General features: G+C 33.1%; 20 protein-coding genes and 1 pseudogene (1 of these 21 only partly in view). 6 read left to right on the top strand and 15 right to left on the bottom strand.

Annotation, left to right across the window (positions count from 1 at the left end; all coding sequences use genetic code 11):
- A protein-coding gene (locus HS129_10985; protein MBE7412563.1) for a DUF1564 family protein crosses the window boundary here: on the top strand, positions 1 to 114 show its 3' end. Its footprint begins 351 nt before the window's first position; the window shows 114 of its 465 coding nt (coding positions 352–465); the start codon falls outside the window, past its left edge; its stop codon occupies positions 112 to 114.
- A gap of 75 nt (positions 115 to 189) precedes the next feature.
- Here HS129_10985 and HS129_10990 read toward each other — a convergent pair whose 3' ends face one another.
- The 5 genes from HS129_10990 to HS129_11010 all read right to left on the bottom strand — a co-directional run bounded on the left by HS129_10990 (position 190) and on the right by HS129_11010 (position 6572).
- Positions 190 to 2418, bottom strand: coding sequence for a penicillin-binding protein (locus tag HS129_10990; GenBank protein MBE7412564.1), 2229 nt, complete (start codon positions 2416 to 2418; stop codon positions 190 to 192).
- A 6-nt stretch (positions 2419 to 2424) separates the two neighbouring features.
- Positions 2425 to 3639 carry an SH3 domain-containing protein gene (locus HS129_10995; GenBank protein ID MBE7412565.1) on the bottom strand — a complete coding sequence of 405 codons (1215 nt, stop codon included), beginning with the start codon at positions 3637 to 3639 and terminating at the stop codon, positions 2425 to 2427.
- 130 nt (positions 3640 to 3769) lie between these two features.
- On the bottom strand, positions 3770 to 4651 hold the full coding sequence (locus HS129_11000) for a sigma-54-dependent Fis family transcriptional regulator (GenBank protein ID MBE7412566.1): 882 nt from the start codon (positions 4649 to 4651) through the stop codon (positions 3770 to 3772).
- 41 nt (positions 4652 to 4692) lie between these two features.
- On the bottom strand, positions 4693 to 6210 hold the full coding sequence (locus HS129_11005; protein ID MBE7412567.1) for a hypothetical protein: 1518 nt from the start codon (positions 6208 to 6210) through the stop codon (positions 4693 to 4695).
- A gap of 74 nt (positions 6211 to 6284) precedes the next feature.
- The gene (locus HS129_11010) at positions 6285 to 6572 is read right to left on the bottom strand and encodes a TIGR04452 family lipoprotein (protein ID MBE7412568.1); all 288 of its coding nucleotides are present in this window, start codon (positions 6570 to 6572) and stop codon (positions 6285 to 6287) included.
- A 435-nt stretch (positions 6573 to 7007) separates the two neighbouring features.
- Between HS129_11010 and HS129_11015 the strand changes: the two genes are divergently transcribed.
- Together HS129_11015 and HS129_11020 are read left to right on the top strand one after the other, a co-directional pair.
- Positions 7008 to 7568, top strand: a complete 561-nt coding sequence (locus tag HS129_11015; protein ID MBE7412569.1) for a lipoprotein LipL21 — start codon at positions 7008 to 7010, stop codon at positions 7566 to 7568.
- 258 nt (positions 7569 to 7826) lie between these two features.
- Positions 7827 to 9359, top strand: a complete 1533-nt coding sequence (locus HS129_11020; GenBank protein MBE7412570.1) for a hypothetical protein — start codon at positions 7827 to 7829, stop codon at positions 9357 to 9359.
- Between the two features lie 58 nt (positions 9360 to 9417).
- Here HS129_11020 and HS129_11025 read toward each other — a convergent pair whose 3' ends face one another.
- From HS129_11025 to HS129_11050, 6 genes and pseudogenes are all read right to left on the bottom strand, one after another.
- On the bottom strand, positions 9418 to 10359 hold the full coding sequence (locus HS129_11025; GenBank protein MBE7412571.1) for a patatin-like phospholipase family protein: 942 nt from the start codon (positions 10357 to 10359) through the stop codon (positions 9418 to 9420).
- 40 nt (positions 10360 to 10399) lie between these two features.
- Complete coding sequence (gene uvrB, locus HS129_11030) at positions 10400 to 12373, bottom strand: excinuclease ABC subunit UvrB (protein MBE7412572.1); 1974 nt, start codon at positions 12371 to 12373, stop codon at positions 10400 to 10402.
- Position 12374: 1 nt separating this feature from the next.
- Positions 12375 to 13043 (bottom strand): ATP-binding protein, encoded by a 669-nt coding sequence (locus HS129_11035; protein MBE7412573.1) that lies wholly within the window; start codon positions 13041 to 13043, stop codon positions 12375 to 12377.
- Positions 13044 to 13083: 40 nt separating this feature from the next.
- Positions 13084 to 13545 carry a tRNA (cytidine(34)-2'-O)-methyltransferase gene (locus HS129_11040; protein ID MBE7412574.1) on the bottom strand — a complete coding sequence of 154 codons (462 nt, stop codon included), beginning with the start codon at positions 13543 to 13545 and terminating at the stop codon, positions 13084 to 13086.
- A gap of 1 nt (position 13546) precedes the next feature.
- A pseudogene (locus HS129_11045) lies at positions 13547 to 14697 on the bottom strand (S1 RNA-binding domain-containing protein).
- Positions 14678 to 16048, bottom strand: coding sequence for an amidohydrolase family protein (locus HS129_11050; GenBank protein ID MBE7412575.1), 1371 nt, complete (start codon positions 16046 to 16048; stop codon positions 14678 to 14680). The pseudogene HS129_11045 and the gene HS129_11050 overlap by 20 nt, the downstream one beginning before the upstream one ends.
- Before the next feature lie 101 nt (positions 16049 to 16149).
- Here HS129_11050 and HS129_11055 point away from each other — a divergent pair, with 101 nt between their 5' ends.
- Together HS129_11055 and HS129_11060 are read left to right on the top strand one after the other, a co-directional pair.
- Positions 16150 to 16830, top strand: coding sequence for a histidine kinase (locus HS129_11055; GenBank protein MBE7412576.1), 681 nt, complete (start codon positions 16150 to 16152; stop codon positions 16828 to 16830).
- A gap of 82 nt (positions 16831 to 16912) precedes the next feature.
- The gene (locus tag HS129_11060; protein MBE7412577.1) at positions 16913 to 17677 is read left to right on the top strand and encodes a glycosyltransferase family 2 protein; all 765 of its coding nucleotides are present in this window, start codon (positions 16913 to 16915) and stop codon (positions 17675 to 17677) included.
- Here the strand turns inward: HS129_11060 and HS129_11065 are convergent.
- The 4 genes from HS129_11065 to HS129_11080 are packed head-to-tail and all read right to left on the bottom strand — an operon-like array spanning position 17645 to position 22286.
- Positions 17645 to 18142 (bottom strand): crossover junction endodeoxyribonuclease RuvC, encoded by a 498-nt coding sequence (locus tag HS129_11065; protein MBE7412578.1) that lies wholly within the window; start codon positions 18140 to 18142, stop codon positions 17645 to 17647. The genes HS129_11060 and HS129_11065 overlap by 33 nt on opposite strands.
- A complete protein-coding gene (locus tag HS129_11070; protein ID MBE7412579.1) occupies positions 18142 to 19722 on the bottom strand; it encodes a spore coat biosynthesis protein F in 1581 nt (526 codons plus the stop codon). The genes HS129_11065 and HS129_11070 overlap by 1 nt, the downstream gene beginning before the upstream one ends.
- Entirely contained in the window at positions 19697 to 21220 is a 1524-nt protein-coding gene (locus tag HS129_11075; GenBank protein ID MBE7412580.1) for a spiro-SPASM protein, read from the bottom strand. Before HS129_11075 ends, HS129_11070 begins: the two co-directional genes overlap by 26 nt.
- Before the next feature lie 10 nt (positions 21221 to 21230).
- Positions 21231 to 22286: a putative peptidyl-prolyl cis-trans isomerase gene (locus HS129_11080; GenBank protein ID MBE7412581.1), complete on the bottom strand. Its 1056-nt coding sequence runs from the start codon at positions 22284 to 22286 to the stop codon at positions 21231 to 21233.
- 291 nt (positions 22287 to 22577) lie between these two features.
- Between HS129_11080 and HS129_11085 the strand changes: the two genes are divergently transcribed.
- Entirely contained in the window at positions 22578 to 24176 is a 1599-nt protein-coding gene (locus HS129_11085; protein ID MBE7412582.1) for an NAD(P)-binding protein, read from the top strand.
- Positions 24177 to 24364: the final 188 nt, after the last annotated feature.

Below are 24364 nucleotides of genomic sequence, written 5' to 3' on the forward strand. Positions count from 1 at the left end.
TTCTTCGAGAATGGAGTTCCCACCCCGGTAACCATGATTGCGGGGGGTTCTTACCTCTCCAAGAGAAAAACTACTCGCTATAATAGGCTAATAAGACACAAGCCCGACGAATAGAAAAAAATACCTGACCAAAACCACTCAAAACTGCCAAATAAAAAACCAATATAAAATGGTTAAAAGTGCTTGTACCTAACCTTTTGGTTTTTCTTCCGGCGATGTAATTATTTCATCTTTTTGAATACTTTCATTTTTTTCATCATTGGTTTTTTCAAAAGTTTCTTCACGGTTTGGAATTGAATCGGATTCATTTGAAAAAAAATCTTTATCTTTCATACCGGGAAACGTACTTTGTGCAAAATTTGCCCACACAGATCCGGCATTACTTGCTCCACTGCCATCAAATGGAAATCCAGCATCATGCCCAATCCAAACTACAGTAACATTTTTCGGAACAAGCCCTACAAACCAAATATCATGAACTCCCTTTGCTCCTGAATATTTTTTTTTGACAATTTCGTCAGTTTGAACTGTTCCAGATTTTCCGGCTGCGGGAAATGCTAAAAAATCTCCTGATTTATTTCGTCTCTTTCCTATCCATTCAGCAGTTCCTTCTTCTTCAAATACAGATTCCATTAAATGTAAAATAGATTCACATGTAGCTTTTGAAAAAATTTGTTCAGGTTGAATGAAAGAAGTATCTTCCCATAGAACTTCTCCTGATTTACTTTCAATTTTTAGAATTAATTTTGGTGAAATAGAAACACCGCCATTAGAAATTGAAGAGTACAGGATTGCAAGTTCCAAAGGTGTTAGCTCTGCTGAGCCAAGTGCAATTGTTAAATTACTTGGGAATCTTCTCGTGTAGCTAAAAAAATCCAGTCCCAAAGCTCTGCCCATATAAGACTTAAATTTTTCGATCCCAATTTCATTTAAAACTTTTACTGCAGTTGTGTTTACGGATTGTGCGATAACTTGTTTTAGAGGGATGCTCCCCTTATATCCCTTATACCAATTCTTTGGAGAATACCCACCAATTGAAATAGGTTCATCAATCAGAGTAGAATTTTCGTTTATGATTTGTTCTTCTATTGCAGCCGCATATAAAAAACCTTTTAGGGCGGATCCCGGCTGGCGTTTCATGGAAGTGATTCTATTGATCTGGCCACCTGAATCATTTATAGTATATCCTCCAACAGCTGCTTTAATAAAACCAGTGTTTGAATCCAAGGAAATCAAAGCTCCATTCAATCCAGATTCGGTATGTTTTAAATTTTTATCTGAAGAAGTTTTTTTTAATTTTGTTCTAATTTTTTCAACTCCTCTTCTTAAAGCAGAAATCGCATTTGCCTGCACTTTAGAATCTATAGACGTAAAAACTTGCATTCCACCTTCATTGATTATTTCTTCAGGGAAATTTTTTCTTAAATACTCAATTGCGTATTCATTCACATCGGGTGCAGAATTAAATCGAAAATATCTACTCGCACCATAAAGCCCGATAGTCCCGGAAGAACTTTCTTTTTCTGAAGATTCTACATTGTATAATTTTTTGAAGTCTCCTATAATTTTTTTCTTTTCACTATTTTTTAAATGGGAGTCTCGAATCAAAGTCTCAATAACGATATCTTGTTTTTTTAGAGATATTTGAATATTATTTAGTGGGCTGTATCTTGCAGGAGAAGGAAATATTCCAACAATCATAGATGCTTCAGCGGCAGTGAGTGACCAAGGAGGTTTTCTAAAATAAAACCAGCTTGCTTCTTCAGCTCCGATTCTTCCTTCACCCATATAAATTTTATTCAAGTAAAGACAAAGAATTTCATTTTTGTTGTAAATTTCTTCAATTACAAAGGCAGTGTAAGTTTCGTATATTTTTCTTAGAATTGCAGGAGTCGATCTGGAAGTAAAAAGATTTCTTCCAAGTTGTTGTGTGATAGTTCCCGCACCTTCTTTAATATCCAAAGAAAGTATATTTCTTAGCGCAGCGCGAAACATTCCCCTGAAAGAAACTCCCTTATGATTAAAAAATTCTCTATCTTCAGATGACACTGTAGCCTTATTGAGCCAATTCATCTTTGAACAATTTTTTGAAGATATTCTGGAAATTCTTTCTGGAATATATTCACCGAGAAGTACTTTGTTTATTCCGTAAATTTTAATTGTAGGTTTTGCTTGAAAACTACCTGTCCCTTCCATCCATAACTTATAGTTTTTTAAAGAAGATACTATGGAAGTCTTATCTAACCTAAATTGAATATAGACTCCACCAAATAAGATGGCACTTGCTATTACTGAGAATAAAACAGAATACGATAAAATTTTTTTCCAATGGAGTTCTAAAAAAATCTTTATACTGTCCAAAGCAGAACCCATCTTTTGCAAGATGGGTTTTAGATTTTTTATGAGACGTTCGAGCATTATTTTTTATTCGTGAAAACTAACACCGTCCAAACCAATAGCCCATATATTTTTTTCGGTTGGATGAATGGACACTTGATTAATTCTATTTCCGGCAAGACCATTTTCTTTTTTGTAAGTTACCCAAGAAATTCCGTTGTCTAATGAAATATTCAATCCGTTATCAGTGCCTATGATGATTTTTCCGGATTGACCAATCAGAATAGAATTCACATTTGTTTTTCCTCCAATTCCTGACCAAGTATCTAAATTGGTAATATTTGATTTGCTCAAACCATTTTCTGAACCAATATAAATATCACCGTTAGGCGATATTGCAATACTGTAAATTTGCTCTCCCATATTCGGAGCGTTCTCGCCGAGTCTTTTCCATAATTTTTTTGTACCCCCAAAAAGTCCTTTTGACTCTGAAAATACATACAATCCCTTATTCGTTCCAATAAATACTTTACCGTCTTGGGAAGTTGCAGTCGAAAAGACTCTTTCTTTAAACTCTCCTTCCATAATTGCCCATGTCAAGCCCTGATCTTTGGAAATTGCAATACCTCCTCTTGTAGCAGCATAAATTACGTTAGGCGATATTGCTATATCATATATTTCGTTTGAGGGAAGTCCCTGGGAGGTAGTAAACTGTGTCCATGAGTTTCCATTATTTGAAGTTTTCCATACCCCACCTTTAGTATCCCCACTGCCGGCAATCCAGATTGCTTTCTCATCAGAAGTAATTTTATTAATAGTTGCAAGATTAATTCCAAGCACTTGCGGCACAATCTTTCTCCATGATTTTCCTTTATCATTGCTTAAAAAGAGCACACCACTTTCTGTTCCTAAAAAGATATTCCCATTTGGGGCAATATTAATTCCGGTAAATTTATTGCCTTGCCCTGGGTTTTGATTTTTCCAGCGAAGACCACTTTCCAAATTCACATCAAAAGTAATATAAGCTCCAAAAACCCATCCGGTTTTATTTTTTGGAAGATTGATTTTATACCAATAGTCCGTGAATTCTTCTATAGTAGATTCATTGATTGATCTTTCGACTGCATTTAGTATATCACCTCGTTTTACTTGGGTTACCTCTGTTCCACCCTGGGATGCGATATTTCGTACGATTAAAGACCTTGCAGTAACCTTAATTTTCCCGGGTTGAAAAGAAGATTCAGCGAATACAGAAAAAACAGAAAGTGCTGCAACAAAGAAGATAATTTTTTTCACAATAATTGTCCTTGAAAGAAAATTTTAAGTTAATAGGAAAATATTTTTTGTTATGAATATAGTCCAGTAAATTTTTTTATGATTTTAAAATGTTTTGAATGCAATAAAAATTTTTTAGATCCCTGAATTCAACTTATTAAACAAATTTCGGGTTCGTTATTTGAAACTCTTTAATTTTACGATAGAGAGTTCTTTCTGAAATCCCAAGAATAGCGGCGGCTTTATTTCTGTTCCAGTTTACGAACTCTAAATTTTTTATAAGAATTTCTTTTTCGTAATCAACTAAAGGAATACCGGCAACAATATTCAAATTTCTAGTAATTCTGTTTGGTGAAAAAATTTCAGAAGGAATTTCTTTTTCATCCAAAGAATTTTTCTTTGAAAAAATAATTACTCTTTCTATAAAGTTTTCTAATTCTCTGATATTTCCAGACCAGTGATAATTATACAAAAAAGATTCAAAACCTTTATCGACCGATTGGATATTCTTATTGTGCTTGGAAGAAAAATTTACGATGAAATAATTTACCAACTCGGCAATTTCCTCTCTTCTATTTCGTAGAGGAGAAATAAGAATTTTAATTTTGTTGATTCGAAAATATAAATCTTCCCTGAAAATTTTTTCTGAAACAAGTTTACTTAAAGATGAGCTTGAAAAAAAAACAAACCGAATATGTTTGTAATTATTTTCACAATTGTTTATCCATTGAAGTAGTAAACCTTGCGATTCGAGATTCAATATTTCTAATCTGTCGATCCAAAGATACACCAACTCATTTTGTGGAAATTTGGAGAGGATTTCTTCTAAGACAAAGTTGGAGAGAATTGAGCTGTCTATTTTTAAATGATACTTGCTTTCCTCTATGTTGGCAAAAATATACTCTGCGTAAGTATCTTTTCCGGTACCTGATTCTCCCTCGATCAAAACAGACAATTTATTTTGAGCAATTTGATCTAACAGATCTTTGGTTTTTTGAGTTTCTTTGGATTTACCGAATACGATTTGTTTTTCTGTCATAGGCTCGAACTCTTAAAAAGAAAATAATCTATGCAGATTGGCTATTTAATTTCATAAACTCTTCCTTTGATAAAACATTTAAGAAAATTTTCTTGGCTTTGTTTTATATAGTTACCGATTTCTCTCGGAGAAAAAGTAAGCATAGAAGGAGTGAGCCTTGGATTGAGGGTGGTATGATTCGGGATATTGGAAAACCCGAATGAATTGTTGCTATCTCTTACAAAAGTAGTCTTGACAGTTATCTCTTTTTCTAGATAGGATTCATCTATTTTGGGAATTTTTAACCATATAGATAAGTCGTTAGATTTTATTAATACTTTTTTATAGTCAGGAAGAGTATTGGATTTTTTATTTTGTAAAATACTATTTACGATTGACTTTATATTGTTATGAACCTTCCCTTTTTCTAAAACTTTCTTTTGATATACAGACTCATAAATTTCTACCATATTTCCAAAATATGGATAAGCAACTTTAGAATAGACTTGCGAAGACGGGATCAAAACTTTATTTAAAGAATCGAAATCTCTTTCAGTTTTTTCAAACCCGTCTGTTAAAAAAACCTTTCCGTCATTTATAAAAATTGTTTTCAATCCATCAGAGCTGCCTAACTTTTGGTAGTGAGTAATATACTGTAAGCCATTTTTGTTTTTCCTTCCTGCTTTCTTGTAAATTTCCATTATCGTACTGTCAAAATACGAGCCTGTAATTATGTACACCTCATAGTCCAAACGAGTTAGAGAAGACACAACCTCTGAAAAATCAAATGGATCGCTTTTGGGTTTTGAGCCTGTAGCAATAATAAACTTTTTATTTTTCGTTTTTGATTCTTGGAGATTTCTAAAAGAGTAAAAAATAGAATCTCTTACATCTTCTAAAAATATTTTTTCTTTGTGAAAATTTGCTAAATTGTTTAGGACTTCTGAATTTCCAATCGAAGGAGAAATAAATTTTGGTTTTTTTCTAGAAGGAAATATTAAACCGATAGATACATTAGATATGTCTTTAATTTCTCGAATCAAACTTTCTAAGTTTTGCCTTTCTTCCATAAATCCGGGAGACGGGTCTATAAGAAAAAATATTTCTTCTTTTTCAAGTCCATGTATTGGTTCAGATTTCTTTTTCTCTGGTAAAAAATTTAAAGTCTTTCGGATATGTTTTTCAAACGAGTTAAAAAAATCAGCTCGAATTACAGTATCGTTTTGGCTGACAAACCTACCCCTGCAATTGTAAACCCTTGAAGAAATCGAAGTCGAGTCCGTGATTTCTACTTCGCTTAAAAAAAGATAATCCGCTTCTAACTCTGTGCATTTATTAGAAAGGAATTGTTTAGAAAAAGTTTTTGGAAGTAGATTTGAGTAATTTTTTATTTTAGAAACATCTATCAAAAAATTTTCTTCTGCATAGAAACCGGACAATTCAGCAAGAGAGATTTCGCTAATGTTGTGAATTCTATTGTTTTCGGAAAAATCTTTTCTTAAAATTACCGGTAGAAATGCAATTTCTGAAGCAAAGATTTCGATAATAAAGAAAAAAAACAAAACTACAGCTATTTTCATAAGAAATATTTTTTATGAATTTTGCTTAGTTTGTAGTTTTGTTTTAATAATATCAATTTTTTATAAATTTTTTGTTACATAACGCCTTGTACAATTTTTGGATGTGGCTTTAATGAACAGTTTATTCCACCGACATCAATCGTCAAAAAATTTATCAGCAAAACATCTTCTGCACATTTGTGCACATCGGATCTCTTGTAATATAAATCATCTTGAACATTCGCAAGACGGTTGGCTAACAAAGCAGTCACAGAAGGATTGCCACCTGCGGTAGCTCCAAGAATTGCTCTTTCTAAGATCAATAATTTCGCTTCCTTCCCACTCATTGTATCGGGTGTAACATCAGCTTTATCTAACATCATGCAGTTTCCTAAAGCAAACACAAAAGTTAGAATGAAAAAATTTTTAATCATATTATTCTCCAAGAGAAATCTACTAACATAGAGACAACCATGCACTACCAGTCAATTAAATTTTTATAATGCTACATAGAGACATTAGAGCATAATTGTTTTAATTTTTGCAAAAATAGAAAATTCAACCGATTGCTTAGTTTCTTGGAATACTGTCACATTTATAATGTATCAATTAAAGTCTTAACCGCTATGAATACTAAATTTTCTTATATTTTTGCGTATTAATTATAAAATAATCCTTTTGGATCTGCTATTTATTAAAAAATGACACAAAAAAGACATATTTTGGAAAAAAATTTTTTCCTTTCTAAAATATTGCTTTCAAAAAAAAATCAATCGTGCAATTATGGTACTTAACTCTAAATTAGTAAGGAGAAATTAATGAAAAAGAGTCTTTTGATTTTAATGGTCGGTATTATCGGCTACATCGGATGTGGCAGCACAGACACTGGTCAAAGAGATGCTACTACTACAGGCGATGGTGGTTGGATTTTTGAAGGTTGGGGAGGCCCACCTGAAGTAAGAGCCGACAAAAAAACACCAAAGGACACAGCTCCAAAAGATTGGTACTACATGAAATATCCGGCTAGGGCATCTGCAAAAGCGGTTGCTAAGAAAAGCCAGGCTATGATGCAGTCAACCTGTCGTGAAGCTGCAAGACTACAAGGTGCAAACGATGTAGTTAAGAAGATGATCGGAGAGTCAATCGAAGGTGCATCTGGAGTATCTGATGGAGAATCTACAGGTTCTGTAATCGTGTCTCAAAGCGCTGGTGTTGTAAAAGGCGTTGGAGCTTATGATTGTAAAGCAACCGGTCCAGGTTCTGATCCAAAAGATGTTTCTAAAGACAACTGGGAAGAATGCCAGTGTGTTATCTATGCTAAATTTGAAGGCGGAAAAGATGCTCTAGTTGCAAAAGCTAAAGCTATCGAAAACAAGTAATTCCCTTCGTTTTATGCAAAACAACCCAAAAGTAATTCCTTTGGGTTGTTTTTTTTTACTTATCATTTAAAATTTTACATAAAATAGAAGCAAAAACTATTTTACCAATACAAGCCAGCTATTGCTATTTCTTCTGTGAAGCTGTATTTTTTTGAATATTTTTGTATATTTTGCTTGTATATTTTTTATTTGATTTTATAATGTTATCCAATATACAGAATTTATTTACTAATTAGTAAAATTAAAGGAGATTTTGATATGAAAAAAATGAAACTTGCTCAAAAATTTGCAAGTATCGGCACAATTCTTTCTATTGTACTGGTATCTGTAATTTTAACTCTTTCTTGCAAGAAAGATAAAGACGATAAAACAGGACTATTCGTATTGGCGGCTTTATTGGCGAGTGGGCAAAGAGACATGTACGGTGGTTTTGCAGATATTCCTGCAAGTATTTATAAATCTTCTGCAAGTTCAGCAAGCTCATCTATCCGACAAACCTTAGCGACCAGCGATTATAAATTCAAATCAGGGACAAGCTCTGTCGCAGGAGTTTTTGATCTTGTAAAAGTAACCGCAAAAAATACCAGAGATATTGCGAAATCCATTGGTGATCTTGTAAAAGCGCTAGAAGATTTGAATGTCACTGTAAGCTCAACGGCACTCACAGGAACAAGCACTTGGGGTGAAAAGCCTGCTAAATACAGCTACAAATCAAGTACAAAACTTTCAGGCGGAAAGCTATTAGAAATTTGGTGGAACAACGCAGGTGGTGCTTACGCAAATAACAAAGCAATTGAAATGAATTACACAGGTAGCGTTGCAAGTGGAAGTATAAATGGGTATCTCTGGGTAAGATTTTTATCATCTGCTACAGCTACTACTCTCTCAAAAGCGTACATCAATTTTGAATATAAAGCCAGCACAAACACAAGAACTATGGTTGTGATTATGCAAGATATAGGACCGAACTACCAAGACAAAGCTCACTTTTTTGTTCAGGAAGTAAGCGGTACTACAAAGATGGATGGTGGTTATACTGCCTACGGCTTCAACCCAAACGCAACAGGTGTTACTGCAGCTGACAGAACATACGTATTTAATGCGATTGGAAATTCTGGGAAGGCTGTAATCAATGCTGCATTTCCGTTGTCTTCCGATAATACTTCTACGGTATTTTCCAATACTTCTCTTGGAAATATTGGACAAGTTTGGACTTCATTTATATTGGCAAATTCATCAACTGTATCCACGGTAAATAGTTTAGCCGGTTATGGAATAACTTCTTGTGGTGCGTCATATATTGCTCAAACCCCGAACAATGGAAATCCAACTTCACTTTTATCTACATTTTCTGTAGCCAATTTGAAAAATTGTTTAGATTCACTACTTGCGGTTGCGCCAACAAATTCAGGAGCACAAGGAGTGTATTTTCTTACTAATATCAAAAATCCGGCTTACTTTACCTATACCGGATCAAATGCTAGTTTGTACGGAGTAGAAAGCCTTGCTGCAAATGATGCACTCTATACTGATTTTAAAGCTCTACAGGATAACTTGGCAACTGCACCAAGGACGACTGCAAACACAACATATCCAGCTTCTATGGATGCTGCAAGTATTGCCTCGATTAATTTATTTACGGGGGTAGGAATTCCTACAGGGTCATCCGCAACCGCTTTGACTTCATTAAATGCTCAGTGGGGAAATGGAACTCCTTTTAACGGTACTTCCAGTTCATCTGCTGGTACAAATTCTGTAAATGGAAGCTCCGATAATACAGCTCCATTCTAAGTAGTTTATGAAAAGCGTGACCTGGAAATGATTTCAGACACGCTTTTTTATTTGTAATTTAATTCCGAAAATGAAAATGTTGAACAGATTCTAAGAAATTTTTTATCTTTGAACTATTCTTCTGAAAAAATTTTTTAGCCGCTTCCATTCCAAGATCAACCGATAGGTTTAATTTTTTCGTATCAGTTACAAGTAACCCTGTAGGGAGTTTTTCATCAGGTGCAATCACTTTAATCGTTACGTCTTTGGGTGGATTATTTAAAATCTCCATTGCACGGTTGTAACGAACATGATGATAATTTTGCATAGCCCAGATTGCTTGTTTGTTTCCGGGGAAGGATAGATTACTCAACCATTTACTGTACTTTTTCGCCTTGTGATAAATTGGATTGTTCAAAACAACTGTAATATCTTTATACCCTGCGTCTAATACTGGCTCTATAGGGATCGGATCAAGCAAAGCTCCATCGGAATATACCTTGTCGCCTAACGTATGCTTTCCCTTTGTAGCGATAGGGACTGCGGTTGCTGCTTTTAGAACAGATAAAATATTTTTTGATGTGATTCTGATATATTCAGGAAGCATTGTTTTCATATTGGATACTACGATATAGAATGGAACTGCTTTTTTTTGGTCAAGATTCTCTAAAGGCAGTGGGTATTTTTCTCCAAATAAAAAATCGACCAAATATTCTTGGTTGAGAAAAGTTTTTCCCTTTAAGGGATTTAAAAAATTGATGAGTTTTTTTCCTGATAGTTCGTGTCTCCAAACATTTAAATTATTAAAAATTTTAGAAGTGTCTTTGACACCGTGTGTGACATAATAAGCGGCAGAGCAAGAACCGGAAGAAACTCCAACCACTATATCAAAATGGTGAGAAGGATGGATATTAGACATAATCGCAAGTGCCCCACCCGCAAAAGTGCCCTTCATTCCACCTCCTTCAACTATAAGAGCTTTCTTTTTGTTTTTCATAAAACCGGATGCTTTTTCAATCATACTAAGTAGGATGGATATTTTTTAGAAATGTTGCAAAAATTTATTTGATTTTCATCATTTTATCCCGTAAAATTGCCGCTTTTTCAAAGTTTAGCTCTTCGGCGGCTTTTAGCATTTCTTCTTTTAGTTTTACTTTGAGGACAGCAGGAGTTTTAAATTTCTGGAGGTTGAATTCCTTTTCGATTTCATTTAAAAGGATTTCTTCTTCTTGAAGAATTTTTTCCTCTCTATGAAGTATATCGGCTATTTCTTTCTTTATAGATTTAGGAGAGATTCCAAATTTCTTGTTGTGCTCTTCTTGGATTTTTCGTCTTCGGAGAGTTTCTTCTTGTGCCAATTTCATCGAATCGGTAACTTTATCTGCATACAAAATTGCAAGCCCATTTACGTTACGTGCAGCCCTCCCGATTGTTTGAATCAAAGATTTGTAATTTCTTAGAAAACCTTCTTTGTCAGCATCCAAAATAGCAACTAAGGAAACTTCAGGAATATCTAATCCCTCTCTTAATAAATTAATTCCTACAATACAGTCATAAATCCCTTTTCTTAGGTCTCGAATGATTTCCACTCTTTCGATTGTCTCAATTTCAGAATGCAAGTAGGCAACCTTAACTCCCATTTCTTTGAAATAATCTGTCAAGTCTTCAGACATTTTTTTTGTGAGAGTTGTAACTAAAACTCTTTCGTCCTTGTCTTTTCTTTTATTAATCTCCATTAATAGATCTTCAATTTGATTTTTTACGGGACGCACTTCAATCAAAGGATCGAGTAAACCTGTCGGTCGAATAATTTGCTCTACTACTGCTTCACTTTTTTTTAATTCGTACTCGGCGGGTGTTGCAGACACATACAAAGTAAATGGAGTAAGCGCCTCAAACTCCCGGAAATTGAGGGGGCGATTGTCTAAAGCACTCGGAAGGCGAAAACCAAATTCTACTAAGGTTTCTTTTCTGGATCGATCTCCTGCATACATTCCTCCAATTTGAGGTACTGTTACATGAGATTCATCAATGATTAAAAGAAAATCTTTTGGAAAATAGTCGATTAAGCACGCTGGTCTTTCTCCCGCCTTCCTACCTGTTAAATGTCTGGAGTAGTTTTCAATTCCATTGCAATAGCCCATTTCCTGAAGCATTTCCATATCGTAATTTGTACGAGACTCGATTCTTTCGGCTTCTAAAGGTTTATTCTTTTCTTTATAATATACAAGCCTTTCTTCCAGTTCTTGTTTGATATTTTTTATGGCTTCTTCTACCATCGGACTGGAAGTAATAAAGTGCTTCGCAGGGTACACTGCAATTCGATCTAATTTTGAAATTAATTTCCCGCTAACCGGATGAAATCTGGAGAGTGATTCTATTTCGTCTCCGAAAAATTCAATACGAATTCCTTCATCGTGGTAGGCAGGCATTATCTCAATAGTATCTCCCCTTACTCGAAAATTTCCTCTCGAAAAATCGGTATCGTTTCTATTGTATTGAATATGAAGTAATTTTTTTATAACAGAATTTCTATCAATAGATTCATTTTTATTCAAGATCAGATGTGCGTTCATGTATTCTTCAGGTGAGCCTAAACCATAAATACAAGACACACTGCTGACTATCACTACATCTTTTCTTTCCAACAATGAAGAAGTCGCTCTAAGTCGTAACTTATCAATTTCTTCATTCATAGACATATCTTTTTCTATATAGGTATCGGAAGAAGGAACGTAAGCCTCGGGCTGGTAGTAATCATAATAGGACACAAAATATTCAACTGCATTAGTAGGAAAAAAGTCTTTGAATTCACGAAATAGTTGGGCTGCCAAAGTTTTATTGTGAGACAATACTAAGGTAGGTTTATTTATCTTAGAAATAATTTCTGCCATAGTAAATGTTTTTCCTGAGCCGGTAACTCCAACAAGAGTAATAGAGTGTTTGTTTTTTTCAAAGGCATTTGCGATTTCTTCAATTGCCTTGACTTGATCTCCTGCTGGTTTATAGGGAGACTCTATTTGAAAAGCGCTCATCTCAGTTGACTTTTTTTTCCGCCGTGAATAGAGCTTGTTTGTTGTTTTCTAAAATATCAAGATCCATTTTATCAAATAATTTTTGCATCACCATCATTCCCCGCATAAGGGTTGCAGTTGAAGAAAATTTTCCTCTATCAATATCATTTTGAAGATTAAACTCTTTGATGTTGTTTAATATACTTATTTTAAATAATTTTGACTTGTCTAATGAATATTTAATTTCTATAATTTCTCCGTCGCCATACTTCACTGCGTTTTCCATCGCTTCAATCACAGCTATCGAAACATCCAAAGTCATTTCTTCGGAAACTTGATTTCTTCTTAAAAAGTATTCTAAACGGCTTCTAACATATTGCAATGGAGAAAATACATGGGCACCCAATAAAGTGTAACTTTCTGAATTAATGACTTTTAAAGTGGAGGATAATTGTTCAGAAATTGTATATTCTCTTGAATCAAATTTGCTGGAAACTACATCCCCTGAAATTTTTAGCTTTTCCAGTAACTCTGTTACAGCTTCTACAGATATAGAAGGAAGTTCTCGAAATTTTCTTTTTGTTTCCATTTGCACCCAAGCAGCGAAATCTTTTGAATTACCAAGAAGACCATTCATTAATAGAGTCTTGATTTCTTTTTCAATTTCTACAGGAGATAACTCGAAAGCCATATTTTTCTATTTCTCTCTTGGCTTATTCAATGTAAACCAATTATTCTTTCCAATTTCTTGTTTGCCTGAGTGCTTCATACAATACGATTGCTACCGCATTGCTTAAATTTATACTTCTCGAATTTTCCCCCATTGGAATTTTGACAATTTTATCAATTTCAGCTTTAGAAAGAATTTCAGGCGGCAGCCCTTTAGTTTCGTTACCAAAAACTAAATAGGGGTTGTTTGGATATTTTATATTTGAATATATCTTTGAACCAAATTTTGAAACATAGTAAATTGCCGAACCGGAATCAATAAATTTCAAAAACTCTTCCCAATTTGTATGAAAATGGATTTTTAGATATTCCCAATAGTCTAAACCCGCCCTTCTTACAGATTTTTCTGAAAAATCAAAACTTGCTCCGCCCACAATATGTAAAATAGAGTCAGTGTTTACGCAAAGCCTTCCTATGTTTCCTGTATTTGGAGGGATTTCTGGTTTATAAAGTACTACATTCAACTTATTTCTTGGAATTCAGTGAATTTTTTAGTAAGATTCCAAAACTGGAAACAGACGAGTCCGTATCTTGTTTCATATATCCTTCGTATTCCAATTTTTCACGAAACTCTTTTGCCTTAGAAATTGAAAGTGCGATTTGTTTTTTTTCAGGATTTACTTCTAAAATATAGACCTCTATTTTATCTCCACTTTTATAATGAGTTGAAACAGGAGTTCTGATTGGAAGACCTGTTTCTTTATTAGGGACAAGCCCGGAAAAGTTTTCATTTAACTTTACAAACATTCCAAAAGGTTTTATTGTCTCGACTACTCCTTCCAAAAGATCTCCTTCCTTAAAAGGAAAAGACTTCGCCCAAGGGTCGTCTATAAAGTCTTTTACGGACAAAGAGAATTTTTTTTCTTTCCAATCTATGTTTAAAATTTTAGCGCGTAGAGTCTGGCCAACAGAGAATTCTTTTTCTAAATCTGGATTCTTTTTATAGGAGGATTCACTAATTGGAATTAACGCATCAACTCCTCCAATGTCAACGATTAGCCCAAACTTATGAATGGATTTGATTCTACCCGTGACAAAACTTCCAACCTTCAATTCATTTTTGAGGCTTTCGATTTTTAAGTTTTTTTCTTTGTCTGTAATTTTTTTTTGGGATAATACAATTTTGCTGTTTTTCCCATCTTGGATTTCCATTACTGCAAATTTTAACTTTTTACCGCTTGGGCTTTTTCCTTTAACTTCAATGTCGATTTGAGAAAAAGGACAAAATCCGACTAACTCTCCAAGTTTTACTTCATAACCTCCGGTTATTTCTGAAGAGACTTGCCCTAAAACAGGAATTTCATTTTTATAGGCGAGTTTTTAAATTAGAAAATTCAGATTTTCCTTGTAAGCATAGTCGTAAAATAATGGTCTCCATGATTTTCAGAAAGGTAGTGCACGGATAGAAGCTCACCATTTTTAGGAATTGTATTTGACTCTGTAAATTCTTCTATAGGAATAATTCCTTTGATTTTTTCTGTAAGTGTTTCAATAAAAACATAATCCGTTCGTATTGAAGTAATTTTTGCTTGAAATAAAAGACCTTCTTCAATAGATTTTCTTTTTTGAAAACTTTCCTCTAACAAGCTTGCAAAATCATTTTTTTTTCTTTCCATCTTTTTTCCTTTTCTTAATATTTTTTATTTCTGTTGTAGTTTCTTTTTGATTTTCCGGTAAAAATTTTTTACCGTTTTTGTATATTTCTTGAATACTGAATAAATTATCGAATCCGGAAAATGGGCTTTTTTTTAGAACCAGCAAATTGGCTTTATTTCCTTCTTGAATCGTGCCTTCTTTTTCAGAAGATAAAAATGAACAAGAATTTTCTGTTGCAATTTTTAAAATAGATTTCATATCCAAAGTGACATCAAAAATCACTTTCAATTCCATAAGTCCACTAATACCCGGAAAAGAAAAAAAATTTCCGCTTCCGCTTCCTAAAATCATTTTATTAGAAAGAGCTTGATTTTTTTCAAAAAATGAAATATACGATGTATATTCCTTGTTTGCTAAAATCTGATCTTCTGGGGTGAGGTTTGTTTGTTTTAGAGACTTTTCCATCAACTCGGAATAATTTGCTTTAAAAAAAGGGCTTTTTTCTTTCATGTACTGAAAATCTTGCAGCAATTCTTTTTTTCCTTGATTCTTTTGAAATTTATATACATTAAACAAAGGAATCCATTTTAATTCATTGGAATACAATGGAGTAAAATCTTCTTGAACATCCGTCCCAATCGGGTGTGCAATTGCCCGAACCCCTGAGGATAAAGATTCGATTATAGATTGTCTGTCTGCAAAAGCGCTCACTAAAATTTCTTTATTTTCTGTATTTGCGAGTTTTACAATTTGGTTTAGAATTTTTGCATCGTAATTGTATGTTGTATTTTTATCAAATCTGTGAAAAATATTAATTAATCGACTTTTTTTTTTGATTTGATTTTTGACTTCTTCTTCTAAGGATTCCTTATCCTTTGCTACATAATAAAGTTGATTTGGTAAATTTTCGGTTTCCGGTGATTTTATGATTATAGGTCTTTCAGATATTATGATTTCAGGACCTAAAATTTTACCTTTGTCGATTTCATCTTTTATTGCCTTCACCCAATAACCATCTCCGATTGATTGAATTTTGGTAAATCCGTGAAGTAAAAACGATTGGAGAGCTTTTTTAATTCCTGAATAGTTATTTTGAAACCCTAAAGAATCTGCACCCAAAGTTACATAAGAGTCGCAAAACGATGGAATCAAATATTTTTCTTTTAAATCATTATGTCTCTTTTTTTGAATAGGCAAGATAGATTTGATTTTTCCGCTTCCAATAGCAATATCTACTACTTCGCTCCATTCATACATGCCCGGTTTTAAATATTTTACGTTTTTTATAATAATTTCTTCAGATTTTAAAGAGCCTATTTGCAGAAATGAACTCAAGAAAGCCGAAAATATGAATAGAGTGAAAAATTTCAAATGCAGAATATATCCTGATTTTTTAATTTAGGTCTTTTTTTCTATATTTTAAAACGTGAGTATCTTGACAAACAATTAGGGATTTCAATAAATAATAATCTATGGCTCAACAAACAATGGAAATATCCGACAATATTCGAGTTTCGATAGAAAATGGAAAAATATTGTCACTAAAAACTCATCGGATCACTAAATCAGTGGAAGAGTACATTCAAAAAGCCATTGACTTGATTCTTGACAAATGCGACCACCCTACCTTGGTTCCGACTCTCTACACGATTATTAAAGAGCTTGCCATTAATGCCTGCAAAGCAAATCAAAAGAGAGTATTTTTTGAAGAAAGGAATTTGGATATAAAAAATCCTGAAGATTATGCGAAAGGTATTGTTGAATACAAATCTATATTTAGCGAAGAAATGTCCAATGAGTTTGGATTAAAAGCAAAAAAGAAGGGCTTTTATTGTCTTGTGACTTTTGCCTATAGCCAAGACGGAATGACTGTGGAAGTTGTAAACAATACTCCAATTGCAAAAGAAGAAGAAAAGTCTCTTCGAGAAAAATTAGAAAAAGGTATGGGGTATGAAGACATTGCCCAATTTTATATGGACAACGCCGACAATACGGAAGGCGCAGGTCTTGGGTTGGCTCTGATTTTGATTATGTTGAAAGGGGAAGGAATCGATCCGAATTATTTTAGAATTTTTATCGCAGATGATTCTACAACTGCCAGATTAGAAATTCCGTTTACAGAAAATTTTAAAAGCAAGAGAAAACATCATTAGTTTGTGCGTAAGTCTCTTTTGGAATTTTTCATTATTATTTTAGATCAAAATTTATATAGGTTGAATCGCTAATTATTCTTTTATGCCTATTTCTGCTTGCATAATTACACTTAACGAAGAAGATATTCTTGAATCGTGTTTGAAGTCTTTAGATTTTGTAGATGAGATTATAATTGTAGATTCTCATTCAACAGACAGAACTCTTGAGATTGCTAAAAAATATAAGGCAAAAACTTTTTTACGAAAGTTTGATAACTACGTAAATCAAAAAAACTACTGTTTAAAAAAAGCATCCCATGATTGGGTGCTGGCATTGGATGCCGATGAAGTTGTCTCACAAAAACTCAAACAAGAAATTTTGTTATTAAAAGAAAATATTTTTTCAAAATACGATGCTTTTTATTTACCCAGACTTTCTTTTTATTTAGGGCAATGGATATATCATGGCGGGTGGTATCCCAATTACCAGATAAGGCTTTTTAAAAAATCTATCTCCAAATTTGAAGGACAACTCGTACACGAAAAAGTTATAACCACGGGTAAACTTTCTTATCTGAAAAATTCTTTACTCCATTATTCTTACAAAAATATTTCAGACCATTTAAAATTTATAGATAAGTATTCTGATCTTACTGCAAAGGAAAGATTCCGTGAAGGTAAATCTTGTAGCGTAGTCCTTGCGGTTGGTAAAGCATTTTGGAAGTTTGTTTGGATGTACTTTTTTCGGTTGGGATTTTTAGACGGAAAAGCGGGTCTGATTATTTCTATACTTGGCTCATACTATAATTTTTTGAAATACATAAAGGTTTATGAATTAAAAATCAATTCGTCCAGAACCAATCATTGAAAATCCTACAAATGCTGCAGCAATAGCATCCCATGAATCATCGTGTCCTGTTAAATTTTTAATTCCAAAGAGTAGTTGTATCGCTTTTTTGACCTGCTTTTTGTCTGCGTTTCCATTGCCTGTGATTCCTTTTTTAATTTGTGAAACTGTAGGCTGAATGATTTTTATCTTGGCTTCAATCAAGGTTAATAGGATGACCCCGCGTGATTCAAAAACATTTTTTGCTGTTTTTTGATTTTTTGAAAAAAATAATTCTTCTACACTTGCAAATTCAGGAATATGCTCTTCGAGGATCATTTTCAATTCATTGCGAATGATTAATAAATTTTCCGGTGAAATTGTATTTGGTGGAACTTCGATTGTTCCATAGGAAACAATGGACAATTTGTTTTTCTTTATTTCGTCTCTTTCTACAACACTGTAACCAATTCTATGAGAGCCGGGATCAATGCCGATGATTTTCACTAATTTAAAATATCCTGAATTTTTTTGATTAGATTTTTGTACCCCGAATTTTGAATGATCAGATTTGATTTGTGAATTTGATCCACAGAAATTTTTCTAAGTTTGTTCAGTGGCCCAAGAAAGATTGAATTAGAATTTAAAGAAAAAAATTCTCCAAGCTCCGTATGATAATCTGAGATAGAATAGATGAGTGTTTTTTTTTCGAGATAGACCGACTCCATAAGGCTTTGACCAAAATACGTGCAAAAACATGAGCATGCACTTAAAAGATTTACGTATTCATTTCGAGACAATCTGAATATTACTTCTACAGGGAAGGGGGAGTTTAACTCTCCTCCCACTCGAATATATCGAAACTCAGAACCAAAAGTCTCAAACAAAAATTTATCGAGACGTATCGATTCATCTCTGTTTCTACCGCCCGCATAAGTTAAGATAGTTTTTGTCTCGGTGTTTTGAACTTTGTAATAATCTATTATGGAAGGATAAAGAATATTTTGTAAAGAGTTCTGAAAATTGATTTTTGGATGAGGCAATACGTCAAAGTGATAAAATTGATCTCTATCTGGTCCAAAGTTATCTATTAAAAGTATTTTTTTTGAGTAAAAATTTTCAGGAAGAATCACGTCTCTATAATCAATTATAGCTAAATCAAAATTTTCATTTATCTGAAATTTTGAACTTAAAGATACGTTATACCCAAGGGCAGATAATTTTACGTGGAGGATTTTACTTCTTTCAAAATGCCCTGTACCGTGTGTATTTAGGGGAGCGTATATAATTTGAATTTTTTGTTTTGAGTTTTTTGAGGATATATTCACAGAAAAAGATATTTGTTCTACAGAATCATTGATCGTAAAAATTTCAGGCTTTTCTTTATACAAACTAATTACTTCTTTAACTCCAAAAAAGAAATTATCTTTACACAATTCTAAATATACTTTTTCTGCTAATTCAAAATCTTTATCCTCATCTATCGTAAGTCGTATCTTTTTTGAAATCAGAATTTCTTCTGCTGACAAGTATGATTGTAATTTTATAAATTGAAATTTTTGTGAGTCTTCCTTAATGTGAAGGCTGACATGCTCTCTATGTCTATCTTGCAGATTGACAGAAGGTGATTCGCATAACGCATGATTTGTAAAAATTTCTCCACCCATTCCAATTGGAATATTTGAAAATGAGGCAATATCTGCTAATGAATCGTTTAATGCTTCACACAATAATTCTAAATACGAAACATCAAGAAAAGGATTATCCCCTGTTAAACGAATAATTTCTTTTGCTCCGAATTTTTCAGATGCTAAAATATATCTTTCTCTTACATCGTTTTCACTACCTTCAAAAAACAAAAATTGTCTTTGAGTAAGAAATTTTTTTAATTCTGTATCATTGTCAGGAATAAGGAAAACAATTCTATCCTCAGGCAGTACTTGTTTTAATCTAAGATAAATGTGATCTAATATAGTTAGATTTGATTTTTCAGGAAGTGTTTTTAACACTTTCCTTGGTAGTCTCGTCGAGCCGCTACGAGCCTGAACAAAAGCAAAAACACTATGCGTTGAATGTGTACCACTCATCGCATTGCAAACAAGGTGCTTTTGTTAAGGAATGATTTCCGTGAAGAGAATTAGAAAAAGAATCAAGTCCTCTATTCCAAATCTCGATTATTGAATTCGTATTCAGATTGCCTATAGAATTCTGAAAATCTTGTCTGCAAATTGCCACACTGCCGTCGTGGCAAATATACATATCTCTCGTGAGATGCCAACAAAATTCTCTTTTGATTGGAGTTAGGTCGCTTACTCTTTTTTCAGGCATTAGTTCTGCATAACGATTGTATTTTTGTAAAATCACATTGATTTGTTTTTCTTCAAAGAAGTTGAAATAATTTTCTATTTGATTTTCGACTTCTTTCATTTTGATAATCTGAACATGGAGGTTGCCTTTTTGAAGAAATTTTTCCAATTGATTTATTTTCTTTAATAGATCGGGTAAAATATTTTTTCCATAAATAGAATGATATTGCTTTTCGTCTAACGTACTCAAATTTACAATGAAGGTAAGTTTCTTCTTTTCTCCAAGTGAAAGACCCTCGATAAACTGAATCAGGTTATCAATGTCGGTGGACAAAGATGTTTCTACAATAAGCTCCTTTAAGGAGTCAGTGAAAAGAGCAGCTTTGACTATATCGTTAAATTCTGGATGGAGCAAAGGCTCTCCCATTCCACCAAAACAAACTGAAAAAGGAGAATGAAAATATTCATTCATATCCTTGAAAAGACTTTGCAGAAATTCTGTATTCAAATATTGACCATCTGAATCATTAGAAATATATTGTCTCGGACAGAAAGTGCATTTTAAGTCACAACCTCTAAACAATTCAATCTCAATGTAAGACGGTGATGAGCGAAATATTTTAGGGAATTTCATGAGTAAAGGGAGTATTTCTTTGTAAGTGGTCTTAGAATTTTCCTTTAATAAGGAATCTACTAAAACTGATGAGCGTGAATCCTTTAAAGAAAAATTCAAACGGTATTGTCGAAGGTCAGGCGGAGAATAAAAAATCTCTACGTCGTAATTGTTTATATTTTTCAATAAATATTCATGAGTAGCCGTTTCTAATTTTTTAGGGAGAGATAACACAAATTCTCTCGATATAAAAAAGGGAACTATTCCAGCTGGAAGATTTTCAGAGTAAGAATATTGAGAAAGATATTTTTTATGACGAGAAAGTAATTCTTGGGTTAGGTTTGTATCAAGTAAAGGAAAGATTCCAGGTATATAAACAAAAAAAACCTCATCTATATCACTATCCCCTGAAATAGAAGGTGGTAATTTCTCAGTTACTTTTTGTAAAAAATCCAACTCATCAGTTGAGTGAATCGCTTGAATATCAAGAAAATACTTTTTTAAAATTTCAATATCTTGATTAACAAAAATTTTTAAATTAGGGAAAACTTCTTTTAATTTTTCTGAAAATTTAAAAACTAAATTTGAGTAATTCTCTATCTGCTCTACATTTTCCTGAGTTAAGAAAATTGAAACAAGAGAAGGATGAAATTCGAGTAGATTCATAAAAATTTCATCATTGCCTTTTTTCGTTATTTTTATCTGTCGGCAAGTCTTCTGGTCTTTGAAAACTTTCTTCAGGAGTGTCTAATTTATTTTCTTTAATATATTCTTTATCATAAATCGTAATTGAAATCTCTCTTCTTCTTGAAAGAACCCAGTTATCGAAGGAATCTTCTTCTTTGTCTCTGTAAAGCATATTTTGAATTCCTTTTTTAACAAGCTCAAGAGGAGTAGGTCGCTTTCCTTCCATTTTAATAATACAATATCGTTTACGCTCGTCCCTGAATACATCCGAAATTTTTCCTTCGGGTAATCCCATTGCCACTGTTGCTGCAATTTTATTTTGCTTATATAATTCAAAAGCAGGAATCCAATCTATGAGTCCCCCATTTTTATAATTAGATTGATTTCTAGGGCCGCTTGCAATTAATTTAAATGATTCGGGATCCTTTAGGGCTTCATTTCTAATTGCAGTGATTTCTTTTGATATTCGAGTCTCTTCTTCTAAGGAGTGCTTTGAAGGAATCAGAGCAATTTCTCTTAGCCGAATTTCGAAACCTACTTTGTTTTTATTTGCGTTGTACCAACTTAGAATTTCTTTATCACTTGGAAGTTTTGTATTTACCCGTACTTGCAGAAGTTGTCCTTTTTTAATTTGATAAGGAAGCTCACTAACCCACATATCAAAACTCATTCCTGTTTGAGCTTGAATGTTTTTTTCGAAAACGGCACGATCCTTTATTCCCATGACTTCCATTCTTTTTTCAATTTCAGTATCTATGCGTTTTTCTGTAACTTGAATGGATTCTTCTTCGGCAGTAATATCTACAATGGCTCTCGCAATTAAAAAATCCAAGACTTGAGTCTTCATCGAAGCTTTATGATTAATCTTTGGTAGAAATTTTGATAATTTTTTGTATTTATCTTCTCCATACTCATAGTCAATTTGAGTAATCGAAGTGTTTTTGATCGTTGCAAGAATCTTGTTTAATGATTCTGCACTAAAAATTACAGAAAAAGGAAAGAGAAAAACAAGCAATAAGGTGAAATTTTTTAAGAAAGAAAACATAGAATAGATTTTAGTTTTTATTCTCCACTATGCCTATATTGGTAGTTTGATGCAAGTAGAAATGGGAAAATCAATCCAAATATTATTAATGGTACACCGGCTAAAAGTCCTTCTTGGAAATATATATCGCTCAATATTCAGGTAAAATCACTATTTACTTGCGATACAAAACCCATTTTAGAGCTTTTGCAATAGCATCATAAATCCATATATTGAAATGATTTACTTAAAATCAAGAAATAAAAAAAGTGTAACCATACTCTTTAATACATTCTGACTCCAAAAAAAACTATGACCAGAAAAACTTTTTTAACCTTTCTTGCTTCTTGTGCGGCTTCTATAGGAGGAGCTCTTATTTTTAGAAAATTTTTTCAACATAGAATTTCTGGAAAAATAGTTGGTCCAGATAAAATGTCAGGCCATTCCTTTAGAGATAAAATTTTCCAAACTTCTCCTTCTAATGCTATTCAATCTAATGTATTAATTTTAGGTGGGGGAATTTCTGGATTGAGCGCAGGCTACTATTTATCTAAAGCTGGCTTTTCTGATTACACGATATTAGAAATGGAAGATACGATAGGAGGGAACTCAAAATTTGGTGAAAATTCAATCAGTAAATACCCTTGGGGATCGCATTACCTCCCTCAACCTACATCATCAATGCCTTTTCTTACAGGATTTTTAAAAGATGCAGGAATTGTAATTGGCTCAAAGCCTAATGGAGAGCCTATATTCGATGAAAAATATCTTTGCTTTGATCCGGACGAAAGAATTTTTATTCACGGGAAATGGCAAGAAGGACTTTTTCCAAAACTTGCCTCTTCAAGCGAAGTATTTCGAGAAAAAGAAAAATTTGAAAAGCTTATGAACAATTGGAGAAAAAAAATTGGTAGAGACGGAAAAAAAGCATTTACGATTCCTGTTGATTTTTCTTCAAAAGATCCTGAATTTTTAAAATTGGATCAGATTACTTTTTTCGAATATCTAAAAATTGAAGGGTTTCAAACAAAAGAATTATTGTGGTATGCAGAATACGCAACTCGTGATGACTATGGATCCTCACTTACAAATACATCGGCTTGGGCAGGAATCCATTATTATGCCTCAAGGGCAGTTGATCCAAAAGGAGAAGAACTTCCTCCTCTAACTTGGCCTGAAGGAAATGGATTTCTTGTATCTAAACTACAGTCTATGACGACAGGAAAAATAGAAACAGGAGAAGTAGTCTATAAAGTTTCTTCTGAAAACTCAAAATGGAAAGTTTTAACTTTTAATAAAAAATCAAATCAAACTAAATTATACATTTGCAATTCGTTGATATATTCACTTCCACAATTTACAAGAAAATATATTCTTGGAAATAATCCTTACCATAATGACTTTGTTTATTCTCCATGGATGGTTGCAAATCTTACAGTCAGTCAAGTCCCTGAAGGAAGAGGAGCTCCCACCTCTTGGGATAATGTAATTTATAACAGCTCTTCTTTAGGTTATATTGTTTCGACTCATCAGAGTTTCAGATTTCAAGAGAAGAAATCAGTTCTTACTTATTATTTTCCTTTTATTGATGATGATACTTTGGCAACGAAGCACAAACTGGAAAAGAAAAACTGGACTGATTGGAAAAATTTCATATTAAAAGATTTAAAAAAATGTCACAGAGACATTGAATCTTATGTGGAAAATATAGACGTTATGCTCCATGCACATGCAATGATTCGCCCTACTGTAAATTTTATCTGGGGAAAGTCGAGAGAAAAGTCTATGAAATCAATTGGATCTATTCATTTTGCACACAGCGATCTAAGCGGGATTTCAATTTTTGAAGAAGCTCATTTTAGAGGTTTTGCCGCAGCCCGAAAAGCTCTTCACTCAATCAATAAATCTTGATCTTGCTATGCTTTCAATGTAGGAATTATTCTGAAGACAGATGACTGAAATAGTGGAGTTGGAATTTTTTTTATTAATTTTATCTTTTAGGATGAGGTTTTAAACTTTTGCTTTTAGTACAGATTTTGCACTTTTCGTGCTAAAATGTGGGATCTCCACTCTTTTCTGTAAAGTGCATGTTTTATACC

The organism is Leptospiraceae bacterium (assembly GCA_015075105.1).
In the GTDB taxonomy this organism is placed as follows: domain Bacteria; phylum Spirochaetota; class Leptospiria; order Leptospirales; family Leptospiraceae; genus JABWCC01.